The sequence below is a fragment of the Pseudophaeobacter sp. genome (genome assembly GCF_039971195.1).
GTDB lineage: Bacteria > Pseudomonadota > Alphaproteobacteria > Rhodobacterales > Rhodobacteraceae > Pseudophaeobacter.
Genome location: NZ_JBDWPJ010000043.1, coordinates 1 through 16066, shown reverse-complemented (window position 1 = coordinate 16066; position 16066 = coordinate 1). Strand labels below are relative to the sequence as shown.

The window sequence follows — 16066 nt, the reverse complement described above, 5'->3', positions numbered from 1 at the left end:
GCATGCCCACACGCAGTGCCGCGTCCAGGTTCGACAAAGGCTCATCAAAGAGGAAGGCGGCTGGTTCCCGCACAATGGCGCGCCCAATAGCCACCCGCTGGCGCTGCCCCCCTGATAGATCCGCTGGCTTGCGATCCAGGTAATCAATCAGATTGAGCGATTTGGCAGCGGTTTCCACCCGGGTATCGATTTCCGCCTGGGCCATCTTGGCCATCCGCAGCGGAAAGCCGATGTTCTTGCGCACCGACATATGCGGATAAAGCGCATAGGATTGAAACACCATGGCCAAACCCCGTTTGGCGGGCGGCACCTGGGTTGTATCCTGGCCGTCAATTTCAATGCTGCCCGAGGTCAGATCCTCAAGCCCGGCAATCATTCGCAGCAGGGTTGATTTCCCGCAGCCCGACGGCCCAACAAAGACCGCGAACTCTCCCTCTTCGATAGTCAGGTCCAGCGGAGGAATGACCTCCACCTCGCCAAAAGATTTGGTCACTTGCTTCAGTACGATACGTCCCATGATCTTTCCTTACTTCACAGCGCCAAAAGTCAGACCCTGGACAAGTTGTTTCTGACAGAACCATCCCAGCACAACGATTGGCCCGACAGCCGCAGCCGAAACCGCAGAGAGACGGCCAAAGAACAGCCCTTCAGGGGCGCGGTTACCTTCGATGAGTTTAGAGAGCGTCGCCGCATCGGTGGTGGTGAGGCGCACCGTCCAATAGGCCTCGTTCCAGCAAAAGATGAAGCAGAGCAGCGCGGTGGCAGCGATACCGCCCCAGGCCAGCGGGATCAGGATCTCTTTGATCTCGCCCCAGGTGCTGACGCCATCCATCTTGCCGGCCTCAATAATGTCTTTGGGGATTTCCTTAAAATAAGTGAACAGCATCCAGACCACGATAGGCAGATTGATCAGGCTCAGAACCAGGATGATGAGGAAATGGGTATCAAACAGCCCGGCGCTTTTGGTCAGAAAAGTCATCGGATAGAGCACCGCCGCCGCAGGCAGCATTTTGGTAGACAACATCCACATCAGCACGTCCTTGGTGGCGCGGCTGGGGTTGAAAGCCATCGCATAGGCGCAGGGGATACCGACGAACAGGGTAAAGAGCGTCGCCATCACCGCGGTGATCACCGAGTTTCGGGCAAAGCGCCAATAGTCATAGTTCTCCGTCATGTTGAGATAGTTCTCAAGCGTTGGCTGAAAGAAGATCAGATGCTCGGGCTTGACCGCGTCGGCATCGGTTTTGAAACTGGTCAGAACCATCCAGAAGATGGGAAAAAAGAACAAGAGCCCGATAATCCAGGCCAGGGTTGGCCGACCAATTTTCCCGAGCCTTGAGGGTTTTGCCACGATAGCCATGCTCTGCACCTCCTATTCCATAAGTGTCTTGCCAACCATGCGCAGCAGAAAGATCGCGACGATATTGGCGAGGATGACGGCAAAGATGCCGGTGGCGCTGGCGGCGCCAATGTTGTTGTTGGCAAATTCACCAATCAGATAGGGCAGGTTTTTGTTGCCATTGCCGCGGCTGACGATCTCAATCTCGGCGTAAAGCGACAGATGGAAGATCGCCTGGATCATCACCACGATGGCAATGGGACGACCCAGATGCGGCAGGGTGAGAAAGCGAAACTGCGCCCAGCTGCTGGCACCATCCAGCACGGCGGCTTCTTTTTGTTGCTGATCTTCCGATTGCAGCGAGGTCATAAAGATCAGGACAGCAAAGGGCGTCCACTGCCATGTCACCATGATGATGACTGCATAGGCCGAGGTCTGGGTGGCGCGAAAGGAAATGGGCTCTAGCTCTGGCCAGAGGGCAAAGAACCATCCAATCAACGGGGCATCACGCAGGGCGGCGGCCAGATCGTTCAGATTGCCAACCGCAATCCCCTGCAGGCCCAAAACAGGATCCAGGATCATGTTGATCCACAAAACCGCATTGACTGCCGGCATGACAAAAAAGGGTGAAATCAGCAGGACCCGAACAATGCCTTGCCCCGGAAAGCTCCTGTTGATGAGTACGGCAATCAGCACCCCCAGGCATACGGTCAGGAACAGGATACTGCAGACGATGAACAGGCTGTTCTGGATCGCCAACAAGAAATCCTTGGACTTCAGAACGAACTCATAATTGCCAAAGCCCCGCCAGTTGCTGAGGCTGGGGCTGGTCCACTCAGGACGCCGCAGGCTGTTCAACACATAACGAATGAATGAAAAGTACAGCGTCATGCCAAGCGGGATCAGCATCCAAACCAGAAGCAAAAGCACTGCGGGCGATTGCAGAAGGCGAGGGAGCTTTCTGTCAGACATGATCCTATCCTCCCGGCAAAACGACTTTGCGTTCTGCCTGTGATCTTTGGGTTGCGAAGGTTTGAATGGTAGGCCGCACCGAAGCAAATGCGCAATCGGCAGCGCTGTTTCAGGTTGGGCCCGGTCCTGCCGGGCCCTCCTGTGCGGGCTTAGTCGTAGTAGCCAGCTTCTTTCATGATCGCGTCTGCAGCCTGCTGGGATGCGGCCAGGGCTTCATCAACCGATTTGGCACCAGACAGCGCCGCCGCCATTTCCTGTGCAACTGCCGATCCCACTTCAGGGAACTCCGGAATTGCGGCAAACTGAACCCCGACATAGGGTTTTAGATCAGTGGCACCAGGCGCAGCGGTTTCGATCGCGGCCAGTTCAGCAGAGGCAAAGCCAGCCGCTGCCTTGAACTCGGGGATCGCATAGGTCGAGGCCCGCTGACCGGTTGGAACAGCATCCCAGCCGAAATCCGGATGGTTGCCAACAGCCTGCACATAATCCTTGGAGGTGGCCCATTCGATAAAATCACCGGCCGCTTCGGCATTTGGCGATCCTGCAGGAATGGCCATTGCCCAGGCCCATAGCCAGTTTGCGCCAACAGGATTGCCCGCATTGGGGGACTGGGCATAGGCAACGCCCTCGACCTCCAGGAAAGAGGCGGCAATTGTGGCGTCGATCCACATGCCGCATTTGCCTTCGTTATACAACGCGAGGATTTCGTTGAAGGAATTCCCTTCAGAACCGGGTGGGCCATAGTTACCCAGTAGATCCACGTAAAAATTGATCGCGGCTTTCCATTCCGGACTGTCCAACGTCGGGCGCATATCTGCGTCGAACCAGGCGCCGCCAAAGGAATTCACCACAGTGCTGATAAAGGCCATGTTGTCGCCCCAACCGGGCTTGCCGCGCAGGCAGGCACCGTAGACACCATTGTCCGGATCATGGATCGCCGCTGCTGCCGCCCTGATGTTGTCCCAGCTGTCGTTGTCGGCAACGGTAAGGCCCGCCTTATCCGTCAGGTCCTTGCGATACATCACCATCGAGGATTCACCGTAAAACGGCGCGGCATATAGCTTACCCTCATGGGACAACCCGTTGCGCATGGCTGGCAGGATGTCATCGACGTCGTAGGTGTCAGAGAAGTTCAAAGGCTCGATCCAGCCCGCAGCCCCCCAGATCGGAGCCTCTTGCATGCCGATATTGATAACGTCGTACTGGCCCCCGCCTGTGGCGGTATCAGAGGTCACCTGCTCGCGCAGAACACCCTCTTCCAGCGAAACCCACTTCAGTTCGACGCCGGTTTCCGCAGTATAGGCCTCTGCAACCTTCTGCATATTGATCATATGGCCGTTGTTGACGATGGCGATTGTCAGTGTCTCGGCAGCTGCACTACCCGCCGCAAAAAGCGAAATAGCAGTTGCCGCACGAAGTGCGCTTTTCACAAACATCTTCTTCCTCCCTGAAACTCGATGTTGCATCAAGCCTAGCGACCGAGAGTATCTGGCGTCAAATAAAAAATTTACGCGCGTAAACTTACGGAATTGGGAAAGCCATACAGTGGCTTACGCCGAGTGTCGCATTACCAACCGACCATCAAACAAAGTTTCTTGCCGCGAATCTACCGGGCTTCCAGCCTCAATCCGGGTCAAAAGCGTCTCTGCGCTTTGCTTCGCGATAGCCTCATAATCCTGGGAAATCGTCGTCAACGAAGGGCAGGTATAGCGTGAAAACGGGTGGTCATCATGTCCGGCCACCCGCAAGGAACACTCTGGCCCCAGACCAATGCGCTGGCCACTTTCAAAGGCCGCAGACAAGAGCCCAATGGCGAGGCGGTCATTGCTGCAAAGAATAGTATCTGTGGGCAGTGTCTTGTCGCGCACCACCCGTAGGCCTTCTCGGAATCCGATCTCTTCGAATTCCCAGCCCTCGCCTTCTGCCTGGATCAAATAGGGGGAGTGGCCCAGATGCTCCATAGCCCGAAGATAGGCCGTGCGCCGCTTGTAGGCGTTTGGGTTTGATGGCGATTTCATCTCCAAAAAGGCAGGTGGCTCCCCGGTGCGGCACAGATAATTCACCATAAGCCCGATGCTTTGATCGTTGTTAGAGCCGACAAATCCCTCTCCGAGCCCCTCAAGATTAGCATCAAACAGCAGGGTTGGAACCTCTGCGCAAAAAGCCTCAATTGGGTCAAGGTCGGACGCCCGACCCAGCGGCGCCAAAAGGATACCCGCAGGTTTTAGACTGCGCAGGTTCTCCAGATTTTGGATCTCCACCTCTGGACTGCCCTGCGAGCCGAGCAGCACCGGCCGGTATCCCATTGCTTGGATGTGATCTTCAATCGTATGCGCGATTTTGGCAAAGAACGGATCGGCCAGATGGGGGACAACAACACCGATGTTTTTGGTCAACCGCCTGTTCTGGTTCATCGCATAGAGGTTCGGTTGGAAGTCATATCGTTCGAGCGCAGCTTCGATACGCGCCTTGGTCGATGCGCGGACGCTTATTGGATCGTTGAAAAACTTTGAAAGTGTCGGGCGCGAGATACCACTGACCGCCGCAAATTCTTCCATGTTTTTGATCTTTTTATTCGTCATCTGAAGTGCCGCTTAGTAAATAGGGATGTCCATGGAACCGCGAACTAGAGAACGTTCGCACGCCCCCATCATAAATTTACGCGCGCAAACTTGCACTCCCTTTTTAACCCCCGAATAACCCAAGCTCGGCTTGAGCAGACCTTCGCAAATCTTGTTTCCTTCACACTGGATAAGGCCAAGCATAACCAAAGGAGGGAGATCATCCTGTTTGGCAAGACGTTTAGATCAAGGATTGTACTGAAGGGCAGCGCGATCCGCTCTCATTTCCCAGGGCAAACCGTTCTGCAGTCGAGGAATATGCCAAGCGCCATTCCAACTGCCGCAATCGCATTGGGGTCGGTTGGCCAAGGCTACCCCTTGGCAAGAAACAATGCCGTGCTTTGGGCCAAATGTGCGGATGCCACCACCCCGTTAATCAGCACCGCGCCTGTTTTGTCCGACAGGGCACCATGATGCGCCGCCATGCCGGCGCAGCCCAGAATGACCGTTTTGCATTTAGATTGGGCTTTGGCTTCAAGGATAGCCCGGAACAATTGATCCAACACTTGCGCCCCACCCTGTTCGATCGCCAATACGGCCAACCCTCTGGCGCGAACCTGGGCGCCGTTTTCGCAGACCCCTGAAGATTTGATATTGTTTTCGATCACGGGGACGGCCGCCTCAACGGGAGTAACAACACTGAAAGCTCCGCCCAGCAGCGACGCCATCGTATAGGCGAAATGGCCGATGCCAAGAACGGGACAGGTCGCGAGGTTGCGAGCCTCGGTTAGTCCCGTGTCGTCAAAACAGGCAATGACGATGGCATCAGCCGCCATGGCCTGAGCCTCGGGGACACATTCCGAGACACCGGGTATTGCCGAGGCCCCATCCTGTAGACCTTCGAAGGCGGCGGGGCTTTTGGTATTTGTCAGCCCGGTTACCTTCACCTGCGGCACGGCTTTGGCGGCAACGGAAACCACGCTCTTTGTCATCGCCTCGGTCGCATTTGGATAGATGTAAACCAAATGCATCGGAGCGCCTTTCCGGTGTCAGATCCGACACGCGCCCGGCGTTTCCGCGGCAGAGCGGACCACCTCAGAGGACATTGCCAAGCTTCAGGTGCATATCGACACCGAACACGAAGCCATGGCGGCTGGCAACCATGGGCGAGCGCTCTACCCGTCAGGCCAGTTTCGGTTCGAAATCGCCCGGATTGTCGACCAGTCCACAATCGAAGCCTTCATCGCCCAGTTGATATCGCGGTCTTCTCTCATTGTCGCTCTCTATTGGCAGCGCCGAACCGCAATGTGTGAAAGTCATGCCCATGACGCTTTGGTATCTGCTCTTGCGGACCAGGATGGCCCCCGCGCGGATGAGCTGATGCGCAACCATCTGCTTGATCTCGTCACCTCTTTGGATCTGCGCAACAAGGTTTCTGCGCCCCTTTCCCACAGGCATGCATTGGCACAATGACGGATCTGCATTTTGACACCGCAACCCTGGCGGAGCTTGAAACAGCGCTCAGCTGGGCCGCGCAAGAGGGCTGGAACCCCGGTCAAGACGATGCCCAGGCTTGTATGGCCGCAGACCCGGATGGCTTCTTTGTCGCGCGGGTGGCTGGCGAAATCATTGCTGCAATCAGTGTGGTGAACCACAGTGAAACCATAGCCTCTCTCGGCCTGTATCTCTGCAAGTCAGAATTTCGCGGCCAGGGGGTCGGTTTCACGCTCTGGCAGCACGCCCTGCGCCAGGCCGGAACGCGCTACATCGGTTTGGATGGGGTGGCAGAACAAGAACCCAACTATGCCAAATCCGGCTTTGTCCGAACCGACGCGATCACACGCCTGCAGGGGAAAGCACCAAGGGCAGCAACAGAGGGGGGCCGCGCCTTTGATGCAGCGCGTGATTTTGCAGCGATTGCAACCCTCGACCGGCGCGCAAATGGGTATCAGCGACCGAAGTTCCTTGCGCAATGGGCGGCCGAAAGGGCTACGACCCGTAAACCCGTTGTATCTTTGCGAAACGGGGAGGCCTCAGGTTTTGCTACCATCCGCTTGTGCAATGAGGGTGCCAAGGTTGGACCTATCGCCGCTCCGAACATCCCAACAGCCCTTGCATTTTTGAGCGCCGCCGCAGCATCTCATGAAATTACTGATGTGACGCTTGACCTGCCAAGTTCAGCCATTGAATTCCGCGAGGCCCTGGAAGGCCGAGATTTTGCCAAAACCTTTGAAACAGCACAAATGTATTGCGGCACCACCCCTGAAGCTTCTTCTTTGAACATGGAAATTTCCACGATGGAGCTTGGCTAGCACTAACCGATAGATGCGGAGGCAGAGCGCGCCTGGGCAAAGCACAAGCACCAAAACAAAAACCGAAATGGGGGCTACTACTACCGTAGAAACAAGGGCTTTTACCGGTCGCCATCCCGCCTTCTACAAGGTTGACAGCATAAAAGAATTACCTGATACACCCGAACAAGAGTGGGCCGTTAGCTCAGCTGGATTAGAGCAGGGAACTTCTAATTCTCAGGTCGGGGGTTCGAGTCCTCCACGGCTCGCCATTTCCCTTTCTTGTGCCAATCGGGCATAAGTGTGCGAATTCAGCGTGTTTCATGCGAATTCCTGTCAAGAAGTTTGTCATTGCACTTCTAATCCTAAAACCTTCACGATCTGTGCATTTTTGCTGATAAGAATTTGGCCCCAATATAGCAGCCCGGCGCATGCTTTTCCCACGACTTCGCTGTTTCTTTCCTGCAACACGGACTGGGAGGTGTCATTCTAAGATCTCTTCGACCTCATTGCGGAGATAGACCGGCCCATAATCTTCTCCATTTGGTGCAAAGGCTTCCACTCCAGCTGCTCTCAGCTTCCCCAGCAGTATCTTCCGATGTTGACCAATTTTTTGCTCCATCATCGCCGGAGTCATAAAGCGCTTGTGAAACTGGGTGATGTCGTCGGGAGAGAGGTATGATTGGTCAGGACCGCCCTTCGGGTGTGGCGTAAGGGTTTCAGGAGTATGGCCCTCTGCCGCAAGTTTTTTTAAACCAGCCAGATGTTCGAATGCCGACGGAGCGGCCGAATGCAGAAGCCGTTAGAAACCCTTGGTCCGTGACCTTTTGTTTTGGTGGCCGCATGCCATTGATTTCTGTCTTCAAAACACAGAACCCAGCATAGCCTTCAACGTTAGTGTAGTGCCCGAGCTGAAGTTCACCATTTCGCAGGGCTTCGATGATCTTCCCAACCCGCAAACCTGTGCGCTTTTTTGCCTGCTGAATACCTTCCCATTTAGTGTTGGTAGGCGCTACAGGCTGCGCAATTTCCAAGAGTTCTTCCACCAATGCAATACCATCAGATATGCGCCAAGGAGAATTGATCGTTGCAACCTGGATCCGAGGTTTTATCACACCGTCCTCTGCAAGTGATTTGAATTGCATGAAGGCTGCTCCCATTTCGTGCTGCATTTTCGCGGGACCAACCAAAGTCGGTAGTTCTGCCAGTAGATCGGCATAGGCTACAGCGTCAAACGTCTTCCGAGAGGCCGTTTGGCCAAATCGAATTCTCATCGAGGAACTATCGAAAGCTCTTCACAAGGTACTGAAGCAAACGTGACTCGCGATGCCATGTGATGACCTGCAATACTGGAGAAGATCACGAAGCGGTTCTGATCTGAGCATTTAGAGGCCACGTCCATGGAAAAAAATTCTGGTTCATGTGAGCGCTCGGCTCTCGTCGCAGTCCTGGTTGGGCTGGCTGTCTTGTTTGGTTCAATGGCGCAGTCGCAAACCGCAGATTTGCCAAAATCTGTGATCGCTGAATTCGGTACGCCGCCGCCGGTACCGGATAGGGCTTTGCCCGCCGCGTTGCAGTCATCGGTCCAGACGGCTTTTGTCGAGAGCATGACGGACAGGATTTGGAGCGAAGATCAGACAAATGCGCTGGCAGAGATTTCTGCGTCAGGGGATCCCCGTCTTGTTTGGCTTATCAGTGACCTGATGCGTTTTGTGCCTGACCGCCGCCTTTCTGCAGAACTGTCGAGTGCGGCTTCTGTTTTACTGGGTAAGGACTTTGGAACCGGCAATACTTGGGGGGAGATAACGGATCACTTGATCGCCTGGGATATTCCGGCGCCTCCCAATTATTTGCAGGCCAAACGCGCCATATTTGTCAGTGTTTTTGAGGGGTGGGACAGGATCTTTGACAAAGGGAATGTCGATTGGCGGCTGGTGTCCTGGGGAGGCGTGCTGATCGATGACCGCCCCTATGACACAACTGATGAACCCTGCAATTGCATTCCGGCTGCCGACAACCCACCGGTCACCAGCGCTCAGGAAGCCACTTGGCTCAACGATGATGACATCGTGTTTGGCATTGAGGTGAATGGTGAGTTCCGCGCCTACCCACGCCAAATCATGGAAGTCCGTGAAATGGTGAATGATACCCTAGGCGGACGGGATCTGGGTATTCCCTACTGTACACTCTGTGGTGCGGCCCAGGCCTACTTTACTGATCAGCTCCCTTCCGGGATTGAACGCCCCATTTTACGCACGTCAGGGCTTTTGAGCCGGTCGAACAAGATGATGTATGATCTGAATACATATTCCGTGTTTGACACCTTTCGAGGCGGGGCCCTGACCGGTCCTTTAGCCGATAGAAACCTGAAACTTGAACAGGCCAATGTCGTTACGAGCAATTGGGGTGCGTGGAAAACAGCGCATCCAGAAACAACTGTGTTGATCGAAGCGCTCGCTCTTGGCCGTGACCCCGACTTTCGCAACGGCAGGGACGCAAATGGCCCGATCTTCCCAGTTGGAAATGTAGATCCACGCTTGCCGGTTCATGAAGACATCATTGGAGTTATCACAGCCAATGGTCAGCCCGTAGCCTTTCAGCGCAGTGCTGCGTTGATTGCACTTCGCCAAGGCTCGGCTATATCGGTTGGAGGCATCCGGTTGGAACTTGACGCAGGCGGCATAAAGGCTGTGGATGGGAATGGGGAAGATGTCGGAAGCCACCAAGCATTTTGGTTCGCTTGGTCGCAGTTTCACCCACAAACGACGCTCTGGCCTGAGTAGACCTCACAACAACTCATAAGCCTTCGTGGCATATATCGCCGCAGGAGGTTCGGCGTATTGATACGGATGTGCGGTGAAAAGTAGCTCTGAACCTCAATCGTTAACATCACCAAGAGTATGGACCATTCAACCAAGGCTTGGTTGTTGACTCTTGCAGTGCAGCACCTTTGAGTTAAGTGCCAATCGGGCCTAAGTATCCAACTGAAGTGGTCCCATCTTGTCGGACAGATTAGCAGCGTTTCTAAGGCGTATCGGGTTTAGGTTTCATGCTGCCAATTTCTGATCTCGACCTTGCCAATATGCCTCCTTCGGCGTTCTGTGCTCAAGCGAAGAATGGGGTCTTTCGGAGTTGTAGAAAGTCATCCAGTTGGTGATCACCCGCCGGGCCTGGAAGCCATCGGTGATTTCTTCGAGGTAGATTGCCTCCTGCTTCAGTGATTGCCAGAGCCGTTCGATGAAGATGTTGTCAAAATATCGCCCACGCCCATCCATGGAGATGCGCAGCCCGGCATCGGCCAGGACGGTGACCCAAGCTGCTCCGGTGAACTGCGACCCTTGGTCGGTGTTCATAATCTCAGGCGGACCGAAACGGGCGGTGGCATCCTTCAGCGCTTCTACGCAGAAGTCGGTGTGCATCGTGTTCGACAGCCGCCAGCTCAACACCTTGCGCGTGGCCCAACCCCAACCGGCGTGTCGTAGAACCTCGACCGGCTCAGGCTCACCAGCTTGCACTGCTGGCTGATGCTCAACTCGGGATAGTCGCGTTGGATCATCGACCGCTTCTTTGCCGGGCTCACCTTTTGAGCCCTTCGGACAAAATCCTTCTCCACGGCCAGCCTCCCCATCTTTGCATGCAAATCCTTGACCTCCGCTTCGGTCGGGCCGGTTTGCTTGCCGCCCCCAGAGAACAGCTCCGCCATGCCATCTTCGTATCCCGTCAAAGGTTTGGGATACACCTTAGCCGACTGTCCGATTGTCTGGGACCACTTCACGCACATATTGTCGGACAACTGCTCCTTAAACGCCAACCCAGCGCACAAGCACAGGCGGGCCTGAGAGCTCTCAAACGCGACGTTACGAAGATCGAAAAGAACATCGAAGGCCTCTTGGACCGGATTGTAGAGGCCAGCCTGTCATCTGTAATCTCTGCCTAAAAAAGTGGTTTGCTAAACTGGAGCGCGAAAAGCTGGTTAAACATGAAAAACTGGCACAAAAGAGAGAACCAGCGCATAGCTTCGACCAACTGTACGAATTCGCCTGCCAGTTCCTCGCAAACCCGTGTAAAATATGAGCTCCAGGCCAACTCACCCTGCAAAGAATAGTCCTAAAACTGGTATCTGCAGAGCGCATAGCCTACTGCCGCAAAACAGGATTTCGACCCCCACAAATCACCTTGCCATTCAAGGTGCTGCAGGTTTTCAGGGTCAGAAATATGAAATGGCGGACCGAGGAGGATTCGAACCCCCGACCCCCTGATTCGTAGTCAGGTACTCTATCCAGCTGAGCTATCGGTCCACTCCTGCAGGATTTAAGGTCCCTGCGGTAAAGAAGCAAGCCAATTCGCCAAACCTCTTAAAACCTTCCCAAAACATCCAATTCAGGATCATTGTGGGATAGTGGCGGACCGAGGAGGATTCGAACCCCCGACCCCCTGATTCGTAGTCAGGTACTCTATCCAGCTGAGCTATCGGTCCACTGCGGCGGGGTTTAGTCTTAGGGGCTGAGGCGCGCAACCCCAAAAACAAATTAGTTCTGCTCTTTTTGACATCCGACCCGTGCCGGCTGGGCCGAGCCAAGGGCTTCTGCTGCAAACCAGTCAACCAGGCCCAGCGCCGGACAGAAAACCTAAAGCGTGCCGTCGCCCTTGGGCAGGTAGATTTCAAAAACGCTACCCTCAGGCCCGGTTTGGCTCAGCCCAACAGAGCCACCATGCCCCTTGATCAGCTCGGCCGCTATCGCCAGCCCCAACCCGCTACCGCCCTTGCGCGCGCTGCCTTGAAACGGCGTAAACAGATTGTCCTGCGCCCGTTTTGGCAGCCCCGGCCCGGTATCGGAAATGGTGATCCACCAGGCCTCGTCATCATCCCGTGCTGCAATGGTAACGCTGCCGGGTTGGCCTGTGGCGACGATGGCCTGGCGGGCATTACGCACCAGGTTCATCACCACGCGGAACAGTTGCTCGGAATCGCCGCGCAGCATCAGCCCCTTGGGCACCGCGTTGATCAAATCAACCGTGACCTCATCTGGCGTCAGCCTCTCGCTTTCGACGATATCCTCAACCAGCTCGCAGAAGGCCACATGAGAGAAGGTCGGCGCCGGTTCTTCGGCACGACCAAAGGCCAGCGTCCCCTCACACAGGGAAACCGCGCGGGTGATCGAGTTCACCAGTTTGGGTGCCAACCGGCGCACCAAGGGATCTTCGCTCATCTCGATGCGGTCGGTGAACAGCTGCGCCGAGGTCAAGATATTGCGCAGATCGTGACTGATCTTGGCCACTGCCCCGCCCAGCTGCGCCAGACGTTCGCGCTGACGCAGAGCCTGGGTCAGTTCGGTCTGCAACAACAGTAGTGCCTCTTCGGCCTCGCGCAGCTCGGTAACACCGGCATTGGGGTGGATGATGCCACGGGCATCCTCAGGCGCGGCAGCATAGCGCTGCATATAGCCGACAACACCCTTGATGGGGCGCACCAGAAACACCCTGACAGCGGCAAACAAAAGTAGCGCGGTAAAGATCGAGATCACCGCCGAGAGCAACAGAACCCGGACGCCGTAGTCGATCATTGCCATCCTCAGCGGCGCGGTCTCGATGGTAATTTCAATCAACAAACCAGCATCGCGCACTGGCGCACCGATCACCCGGATGATTTTATTCTCAGGGCTGGCCAATTGCCGAAAAGCGTCCCCGATGAGGGTAAAGGCATTGGCCATCCGCAGATCATAAGTCCCCGCAATTGCCTGCGGGATCGGCGAAGACAGCATCAACTGGCGAATCTCATCGCGACGCAGCACCACGTTGTAGACGCCTGCATTCTCCAACAGTTCGGCTTCCAGCTCGGTCTCCAGCATGTCATCCGCCAGCAGCGCCAAAGAGGCGATCTGCGCCCGCTCCAGACGTTCAGACAGGTAGTCCAGACGAAACCGCGACACCGAGGGAACAAAGATCAGAACCTCGGCCAGCATGACAAAGACTGTGGTCAGGACCAGGAACCTGCCGGAAAGCGAATTCAGCATGCAGTTCTTTCCGGCTCAAGGGATCCAGCGCTGCACAAATTGTACCGCACGTTTAACCAACTGGTTCTCAAATAGCCGTGGCGAGAAATAGGCCCCTGCAACACGTTTGTTGATCTCCCCAATCGACGGATAAGGCGCCACCATGGCAGCCACCTGGCTCATCTTCAGCCTATTCGCCAAAGCCAGCGACCACAATGATATCAATTCTCCAGCCTGATGGCCGACAATCGTCGCCCCGACGGGGCGTCCCTTGACCACCATGACCTTGATAAAGCCCTTGGTTTTCAGCTCGGCCAGGGCGCGGTCATTGTGGTGAAAATCAAACCGCGCCAGTTCCAGCCTGTCGCCATATTGCGCCCGCGCCTCGGCCTCCGTCAGGCCGACCTGCGCCAGCTCCGGGTCGGTATAGGTGGCGCGCGGGATATGAAGTTCCTGCGCCTTGGAGGGCAGACCAAAGAGGGCAGAGCGAATGATCACCCCGGCGTGATAGCCCGCCACATGGGTGAACTGCAGCCCGCCTGCCACATCGCCAATGGCATAGACCCGTTTGTTGCTGGTGCGCAGCGCGGCATCGACCTTGATGCCGGTGCGGCTCGGCGTGATCCCGCCGGCCTCGAGGTTCAAGCGCTCCACATTGCTCTTGCGCCCTACCGCCATCAACAGATGCGAGCCCGCAAATCTGCGGCCATCCTTGGTTTTCACCTCAATGGCTCCGGCCTCACCGCTGATCTCAGCCGCCAGCGCATCCTCGGCGATCTCAACGCCTTCGGCCCGCAGGCTGTCCAGCACAATGGCTGCCGCCTCTGGATCATCACGTCCCAATGCCTTGGCACCTTCGATCACCGTGACCTTGCTCCCGAGGCGAATATGCGCCTGCGCCATTTCCATGCCGATGGGACCACCGCCGATGATCAAGAGATGCTCCGGGCGCTCGCGCAGCTCAAACAGGGTCTCGTTGGTCTCGTAAGGGACAGTCTCCAGCCCCGGCACCGGCGGCACCAGCGGGGAAGACCCGGTGGCGATGACCACCCGGCGGGCCCGGATCACATGTTCCCCGGCCTGCACTTCGGTGGGGGAGATGAAGGTGCCAAACTCGCGAATCACCCGCACGCCAAAACCTTCGAACCGTTCTTGGCTATCCATTGGCGCGATGGTCTCAATTGTTTTGTGCACATGGGTCTTGGCGGCAGCGTAGTCCACCTGCGGCAGCTGATCCGCGACGCCAAAGCTGGCAGAATGGGCCTGACCATAGGCGGATTTGGCGCTGGCCAGCAGCGCCTTGGAGGGCACGCAGCCGTAGTTCAGGCAGTCGCCGCCCATCTTGTGGCCTTCCAGCAGCACCACATCGGCGCCCATCTGGCTGGCCCCGGCAGCCACCGACAGCCCGCCAGATCCGGCGCCGATCACCAAGAGGTCACATTTGAGTGCAGACATGGCTCAGCTCGCTTTCTTTGGGCGCAGGGTTTTGACGATGATGGGCATAACGGCCAGCACACAAAGCCCCAGCAGCGGACCAATCACATGCGGCTCCCACAGCAAGGATAAGTCCGGATCCTCACCGCGATCAAAGACTTCGCCAACCCCGACCCCGATCCAGGTAAAGACAATGGCCCCCGGAATGATTCCCAGCGCCGTGGTCCACAGGAAATTGCCAAAGCGCACCCCAACCAGAGCGGGCAACAGATTGGCGACAAAGAAAGGCACCGCCGGCACCAGCCGCAACAACAGCAGCACTTCGATCTCGTTCTGGCGCAGGGCGTTTTTCAACATCTGCACCCGGCCCTCTGCGGCTTCCAGTTTCGAGGTCAGCATCTCACCCAGCCCCAATCGGGCCGCGAGAAAAATCCCGCAGGCGCCAATACTGGCCGCCACAACGTTGAGCGCAGTGCCTGCGGCCAGACCAAACAGGAAGCCGCCGGTAACAGAAGCCACCGCCGCCCCGGGCAAGGAAAACACCACGATCAGAATGTAGATCCCGACAAAAATCCCAACCAGCCCCAGATAGTTCTGATCACGAAAGGCCATCAGCGCTTCGCGATTGTCACGCAGGGTGTCAAAGCTCAGGTGGTCCTTCAGCGTCGCAGCGCCGATCAGCGCGATCACAACCACGACGATCAGCGGAAGGTGGCGGGCAAGCCCGTGTTTTGGCGTTTCAGTCATCATACTCTTCTTTGTTGCGCTCGATTGGTCCCGAGATCAGATGCAGGAGTTACGCCTAAACTAAGCGCACCGCGAGGTTTTGCGGGGGCTGATCACGCGGCCTTGATCTGATAGGTCACTTTTCGTGAGGATTCGCGGGCTTGCCTAGGGGTTTTGCAACATTCCCTGTGGTCTCGCTGGTATTTGCGGCGGTTTTTGAAAGAAAACTGCCTCAAGGTGGCAAAACAGTGGGCTCAGCGTTTGACTTGGCAGAGAATCCCTTCTAAAGACCGGGCTTCGAGATAGACACCACGGGTAGCGATTCCGCTTTGCCCTGTAGAAATTGGAGACCGGAGCGATGAAACGCACCTTTCAGCCTTCGAACCTGGTTCGTAAACGTCGCCACGGTTTTCGTGCGCGCATGGCCACCAAGGCAGGCCGCAAGATCCTTAACGCTCGCCGCGCACGTGGCCGCAAGGAGCTGAGCGCATAAGCGCGACGCCCCAAGGATTGACAGATATGACACCGCCGAAGGCCCCCCAGGACAGCATAGCTGCCGACGGGAACCAGCCTTCGGCGGTTTCTGTTTGCGCGGATACTGCCCAAAAGCCTGCCTCTTTGGTGGTGCTGTCCAAACGCAGCGAATTCCTCGCCGCCGCCCGCGCCCGCCGCCAGGGCACCAAAAGCATGATGGTGCAGGGCCGCAAACGCAAAGAGGGTGAGGCCGAGGGGGTTCGCGTTGGCTTCACC

The 16066-nt window shown here is 56.4% G+C and carries 15 protein-coding genes, 3 tRNA genes and 2 pseudogenes; 6 read left to right on the top strand and 14 right to left on the bottom strand.

Features of this window, described 5'->3' with window-relative positions:
- The 6 genes from ABJP42_RS03785 to ABJP42_RS03760 form a co-directional block, all read right to left on the bottom strand.
- On the bottom strand, positions 1–517 hold a 517-nt coding region (locus ABJP42_RS03785), incomplete at its 3' end, for an ABC transporter ATP-binding protein (protein WP_348338549.1).
- A gap of 9 nt (positions 518–526) precedes the next feature.
- The gene (locus ABJP42_RS03780) at positions 527–1360 is read right to left on the bottom strand and encodes a carbohydrate ABC transporter permease (protein WP_348338548.1); all 834 of its coding nucleotides are present in this window, start codon (positions 1358–1360) and stop codon (positions 527–529) included.
- Between the two features lie 12 nt (positions 1361–1372).
- Positions 1373–2311 carry a carbohydrate ABC transporter permease gene (locus ABJP42_RS03775; protein WP_348338547.1) on the bottom strand — a complete coding sequence of 313 codons (939 nt, stop codon included), beginning with the start codon at positions 2309–2311 and terminating at the stop codon, positions 1373–1375.
- 149 nt (positions 2312–2460) lie between these two features.
- Positions 2461–3747 carry an ABC transporter substrate-binding protein gene (locus tag ABJP42_RS03770; protein WP_348338546.1) on the bottom strand — a complete coding sequence of 429 codons (1287 nt, stop codon included), beginning with the start codon at positions 3745–3747 and terminating at the stop codon, positions 2461–2463.
- Between the two features lie 114 nt (positions 3748–3861).
- Complete coding sequence (locus tag ABJP42_RS03765; RefSeq protein ID WP_348338545.1) at positions 3862–4893, bottom strand: LacI family DNA-binding transcriptional regulator; 1032 nt, start codon at positions 4891–4893, stop codon at positions 3862–3864.
- A gap of 350 nt (positions 4894–5243) precedes the next feature.
- Positions 5244–5903 carry an aspartate/glutamate racemase family protein gene (locus tag ABJP42_RS03760; RefSeq protein ID WP_348338544.1) on the bottom strand — a complete coding sequence of 220 codons (660 nt, stop codon included), beginning with the start codon at positions 5901–5903 and terminating at the stop codon, positions 5244–5246.
- A gap of 43 nt (positions 5904–5946) precedes the next feature.
- Between ABJP42_RS03760 and ABJP42_RS03755 the strand changes: the two are divergent.
- The 3 genes and pseudogenes from ABJP42_RS03755 to ABJP42_RS03745 form a co-directional block, all read left to right on the top strand.
- A pseudogene (locus ABJP42_RS03755) lies at positions 5947–6345 on the top strand (FCD domain-containing protein); the annotation flags it as partial.
- The gene (locus ABJP42_RS03750; RefSeq protein WP_348338543.1) at positions 6342–7184 is read left to right on the top strand and encodes a GNAT family N-acetyltransferase; all 843 of its coding nucleotides are present in this window, start codon (positions 6342–6344) and stop codon (positions 7182–7184) included. The pseudogene ABJP42_RS03755 and the gene ABJP42_RS03750, both read left to right, overlap by 4 nt.
- A gap of 173 nt (positions 7185–7357) precedes the next feature.
- A tRNA-Arg gene (locus ABJP42_RS03745) sits at positions 7358–7435 on the top strand.
- Between the two features lie 447 nt (positions 7436–7882).
- Here ABJP42_RS03745 and ABJP42_RS03740 read toward each other — a convergent pair.
- On the bottom strand, positions 7883–8335 hold the full coding sequence (locus ABJP42_RS03740) for a hypothetical protein (RefSeq protein WP_348338542.1): 453 nt from the start codon (positions 8333–8335) through the stop codon (positions 7883–7885).
- 228 nt (positions 8336–8563) lie between these two features.
- On the opposite strand from ABJP42_RS03740, the gene ABJP42_RS03735 reads away from it, so the two are divergent.
- Entirely contained in the window at positions 8564–9946 is a 1383-nt protein-coding gene (locus tag ABJP42_RS03735; protein WP_348338541.1) for a DUF3179 domain-containing (seleno)protein, read from the top strand.
- Between the two features lie 264 nt (positions 9947–10210).
- Here the strand turns inward: ABJP42_RS03735 and ABJP42_RS03730 are convergent, their stop codons facing one another.
- From ABJP42_RS03730 to ABJP42_RS03700, 7 genes are all read right to left on the bottom strand, one after another.
- The gene (locus tag ABJP42_RS03730; protein ID WP_348338540.1) at positions 10211–10606 is read right to left on the bottom strand and encodes an integrase core domain-containing protein; all 396 of its coding nucleotides are present in this window, start codon (positions 10604–10606) and stop codon (positions 10211–10213) included.
- The gene (locus ABJP42_RS03725; RefSeq protein WP_348338539.1) at positions 10603–10887 is read right to left on the bottom strand and encodes a hypothetical protein; all 285 of its coding nucleotides are present in this window, start codon (positions 10885–10887) and stop codon (positions 10603–10605) included. Before ABJP42_RS03725 ends, ABJP42_RS03730 begins: the two co-directional genes overlap by 4 nt.
- Before the next feature lie 497 nt (positions 10888–11384).
- Positions 11385–11461 (bottom strand) — tRNA-Arg (locus ABJP42_RS03720).
- 102 nt (positions 11462–11563) lie between these two features.
- Positions 11564–11640 (bottom strand) — tRNA-Arg (locus ABJP42_RS03715).
- A gap of 151 nt (positions 11641–11791) precedes the next feature.
- Positions 11792–13177 carry a sensor histidine kinase gene (locus tag ABJP42_RS03710; RefSeq protein ID WP_348338538.1) on the bottom strand — a complete coding sequence of 462 codons (1386 nt, stop codon included), beginning with the start codon at positions 13175–13177 and terminating at the stop codon, positions 11792–11794.
- Positions 13178–13192: 15 nt separating this feature from the next.
- Positions 13193–14611, bottom strand: coding sequence for a dihydrolipoyl dehydrogenase family protein (locus tag ABJP42_RS03705; protein WP_348338537.1), 1419 nt, complete (start codon positions 14609–14611; stop codon positions 13193–13195).
- Positions 14612–14614: 3 nt separating this feature from the next.
- Positions 14615–15340 (bottom strand): TVP38/TMEM64 family protein, encoded by a 726-nt coding sequence (locus ABJP42_RS03700; protein WP_348338536.1) that lies wholly within the window; start codon positions 15338–15340, stop codon positions 14615–14617.
- Between the two features lie 334 nt (positions 15341–15674).
- Between ABJP42_RS03700 and rpmH the strand changes: the two genes are divergently transcribed.
- Positions 15675–15809 carry a 50S ribosomal protein L34 gene (gene rpmH / locus ABJP42_RS03695; RefSeq protein ID WP_027241708.1) on the top strand — a complete coding sequence of 45 codons (135 nt, stop codon included), beginning with the start codon at positions 15675–15677 and terminating at the stop codon, positions 15807–15809.
- Between the two features lie 26 nt (positions 15810–15835).
- Positions 15836–16066: pseudogene (locus tag ABJP42_RS03690) on the top strand (ribonuclease P protein component); the annotation flags it as partial.

Coding starts and splice junctions, on each gene's coding strand:
- ABJP42_RS03760 (WP_348338544.1), bottom strand. CDS start 5,903: ATGCATTTGGTTTACATCTATCCAAATGCGACCGAGGCGATGACAAAG.
- ABJP42_RS03740 (WP_348338542.1), bottom strand. CDS start 8,335: ATGCAGCACGAAATGGGAGCAGCCTTCATGCAATTCAAATCACTTGCA.
- ABJP42_RS03765 (WP_348338545.1), bottom strand. CDS start 4,893: ATGACGAATAAAAAGATCAAAAACATGGAAGAATTTGCGGCGGTCAGT.
- ABJP42_RS03750 (WP_348338543.1), top strand. CDS start 6,342: ATGACGGATCTGCATTTTGACACCGCAACCCTGGCGGAGCTTGAAACA.
- rpmH (WP_027241708.1), top strand. CDS start 15,675: ATGAAACGCACCTTTCAGCCTTCGAACCTGGTTCGTAAACGTCGCCAC.
- ABJP42_RS03775 (WP_348338547.1), bottom strand. CDS start 2,311: ATGTCTGACAGAAAGCTCCCTCGCCTTCTGCAATCGCCCGCAGTGCTT.
- ABJP42_RS03700 (WP_348338536.1), bottom strand. CDS start 15,340: ATGATGACTGAAACGCCAAAACACGGGCTTGCCCGCCACCTTCCGCTG.
- ABJP42_RS03780 (WP_348338548.1), bottom strand. CDS start 1,360: ATGGCTATCGTGGCAAAACCCTCAAGGCTCGGGAAAATTGGTCGGCCA.
- ABJP42_RS03735 (WP_348338541.1), top strand. CDS start 8,564: ATGGAAAAAAATTCTGGTTCATGTGAGCGCTCGGCTCTCGTCGCAGTC.
- ABJP42_RS03710 (WP_348338538.1), bottom strand. CDS start 13,177: ATGCTGAATTCGCTTTCCGGCAGGTTCCTGGTCCTGACCACAGTCTTT.
- ABJP42_RS03705 (WP_348338537.1), bottom strand. CDS start 14,611: ATGTCTGCACTCAAATGTGACCTCTTGGTGATCGGCGCCGGATCTGGC.
- ABJP42_RS03770 (WP_348338546.1), bottom strand. CDS start 3,747: ATGTTTGTGAAAAGCGCACTTCGTGCGGCAACTGCTATTTCGCTTTTT.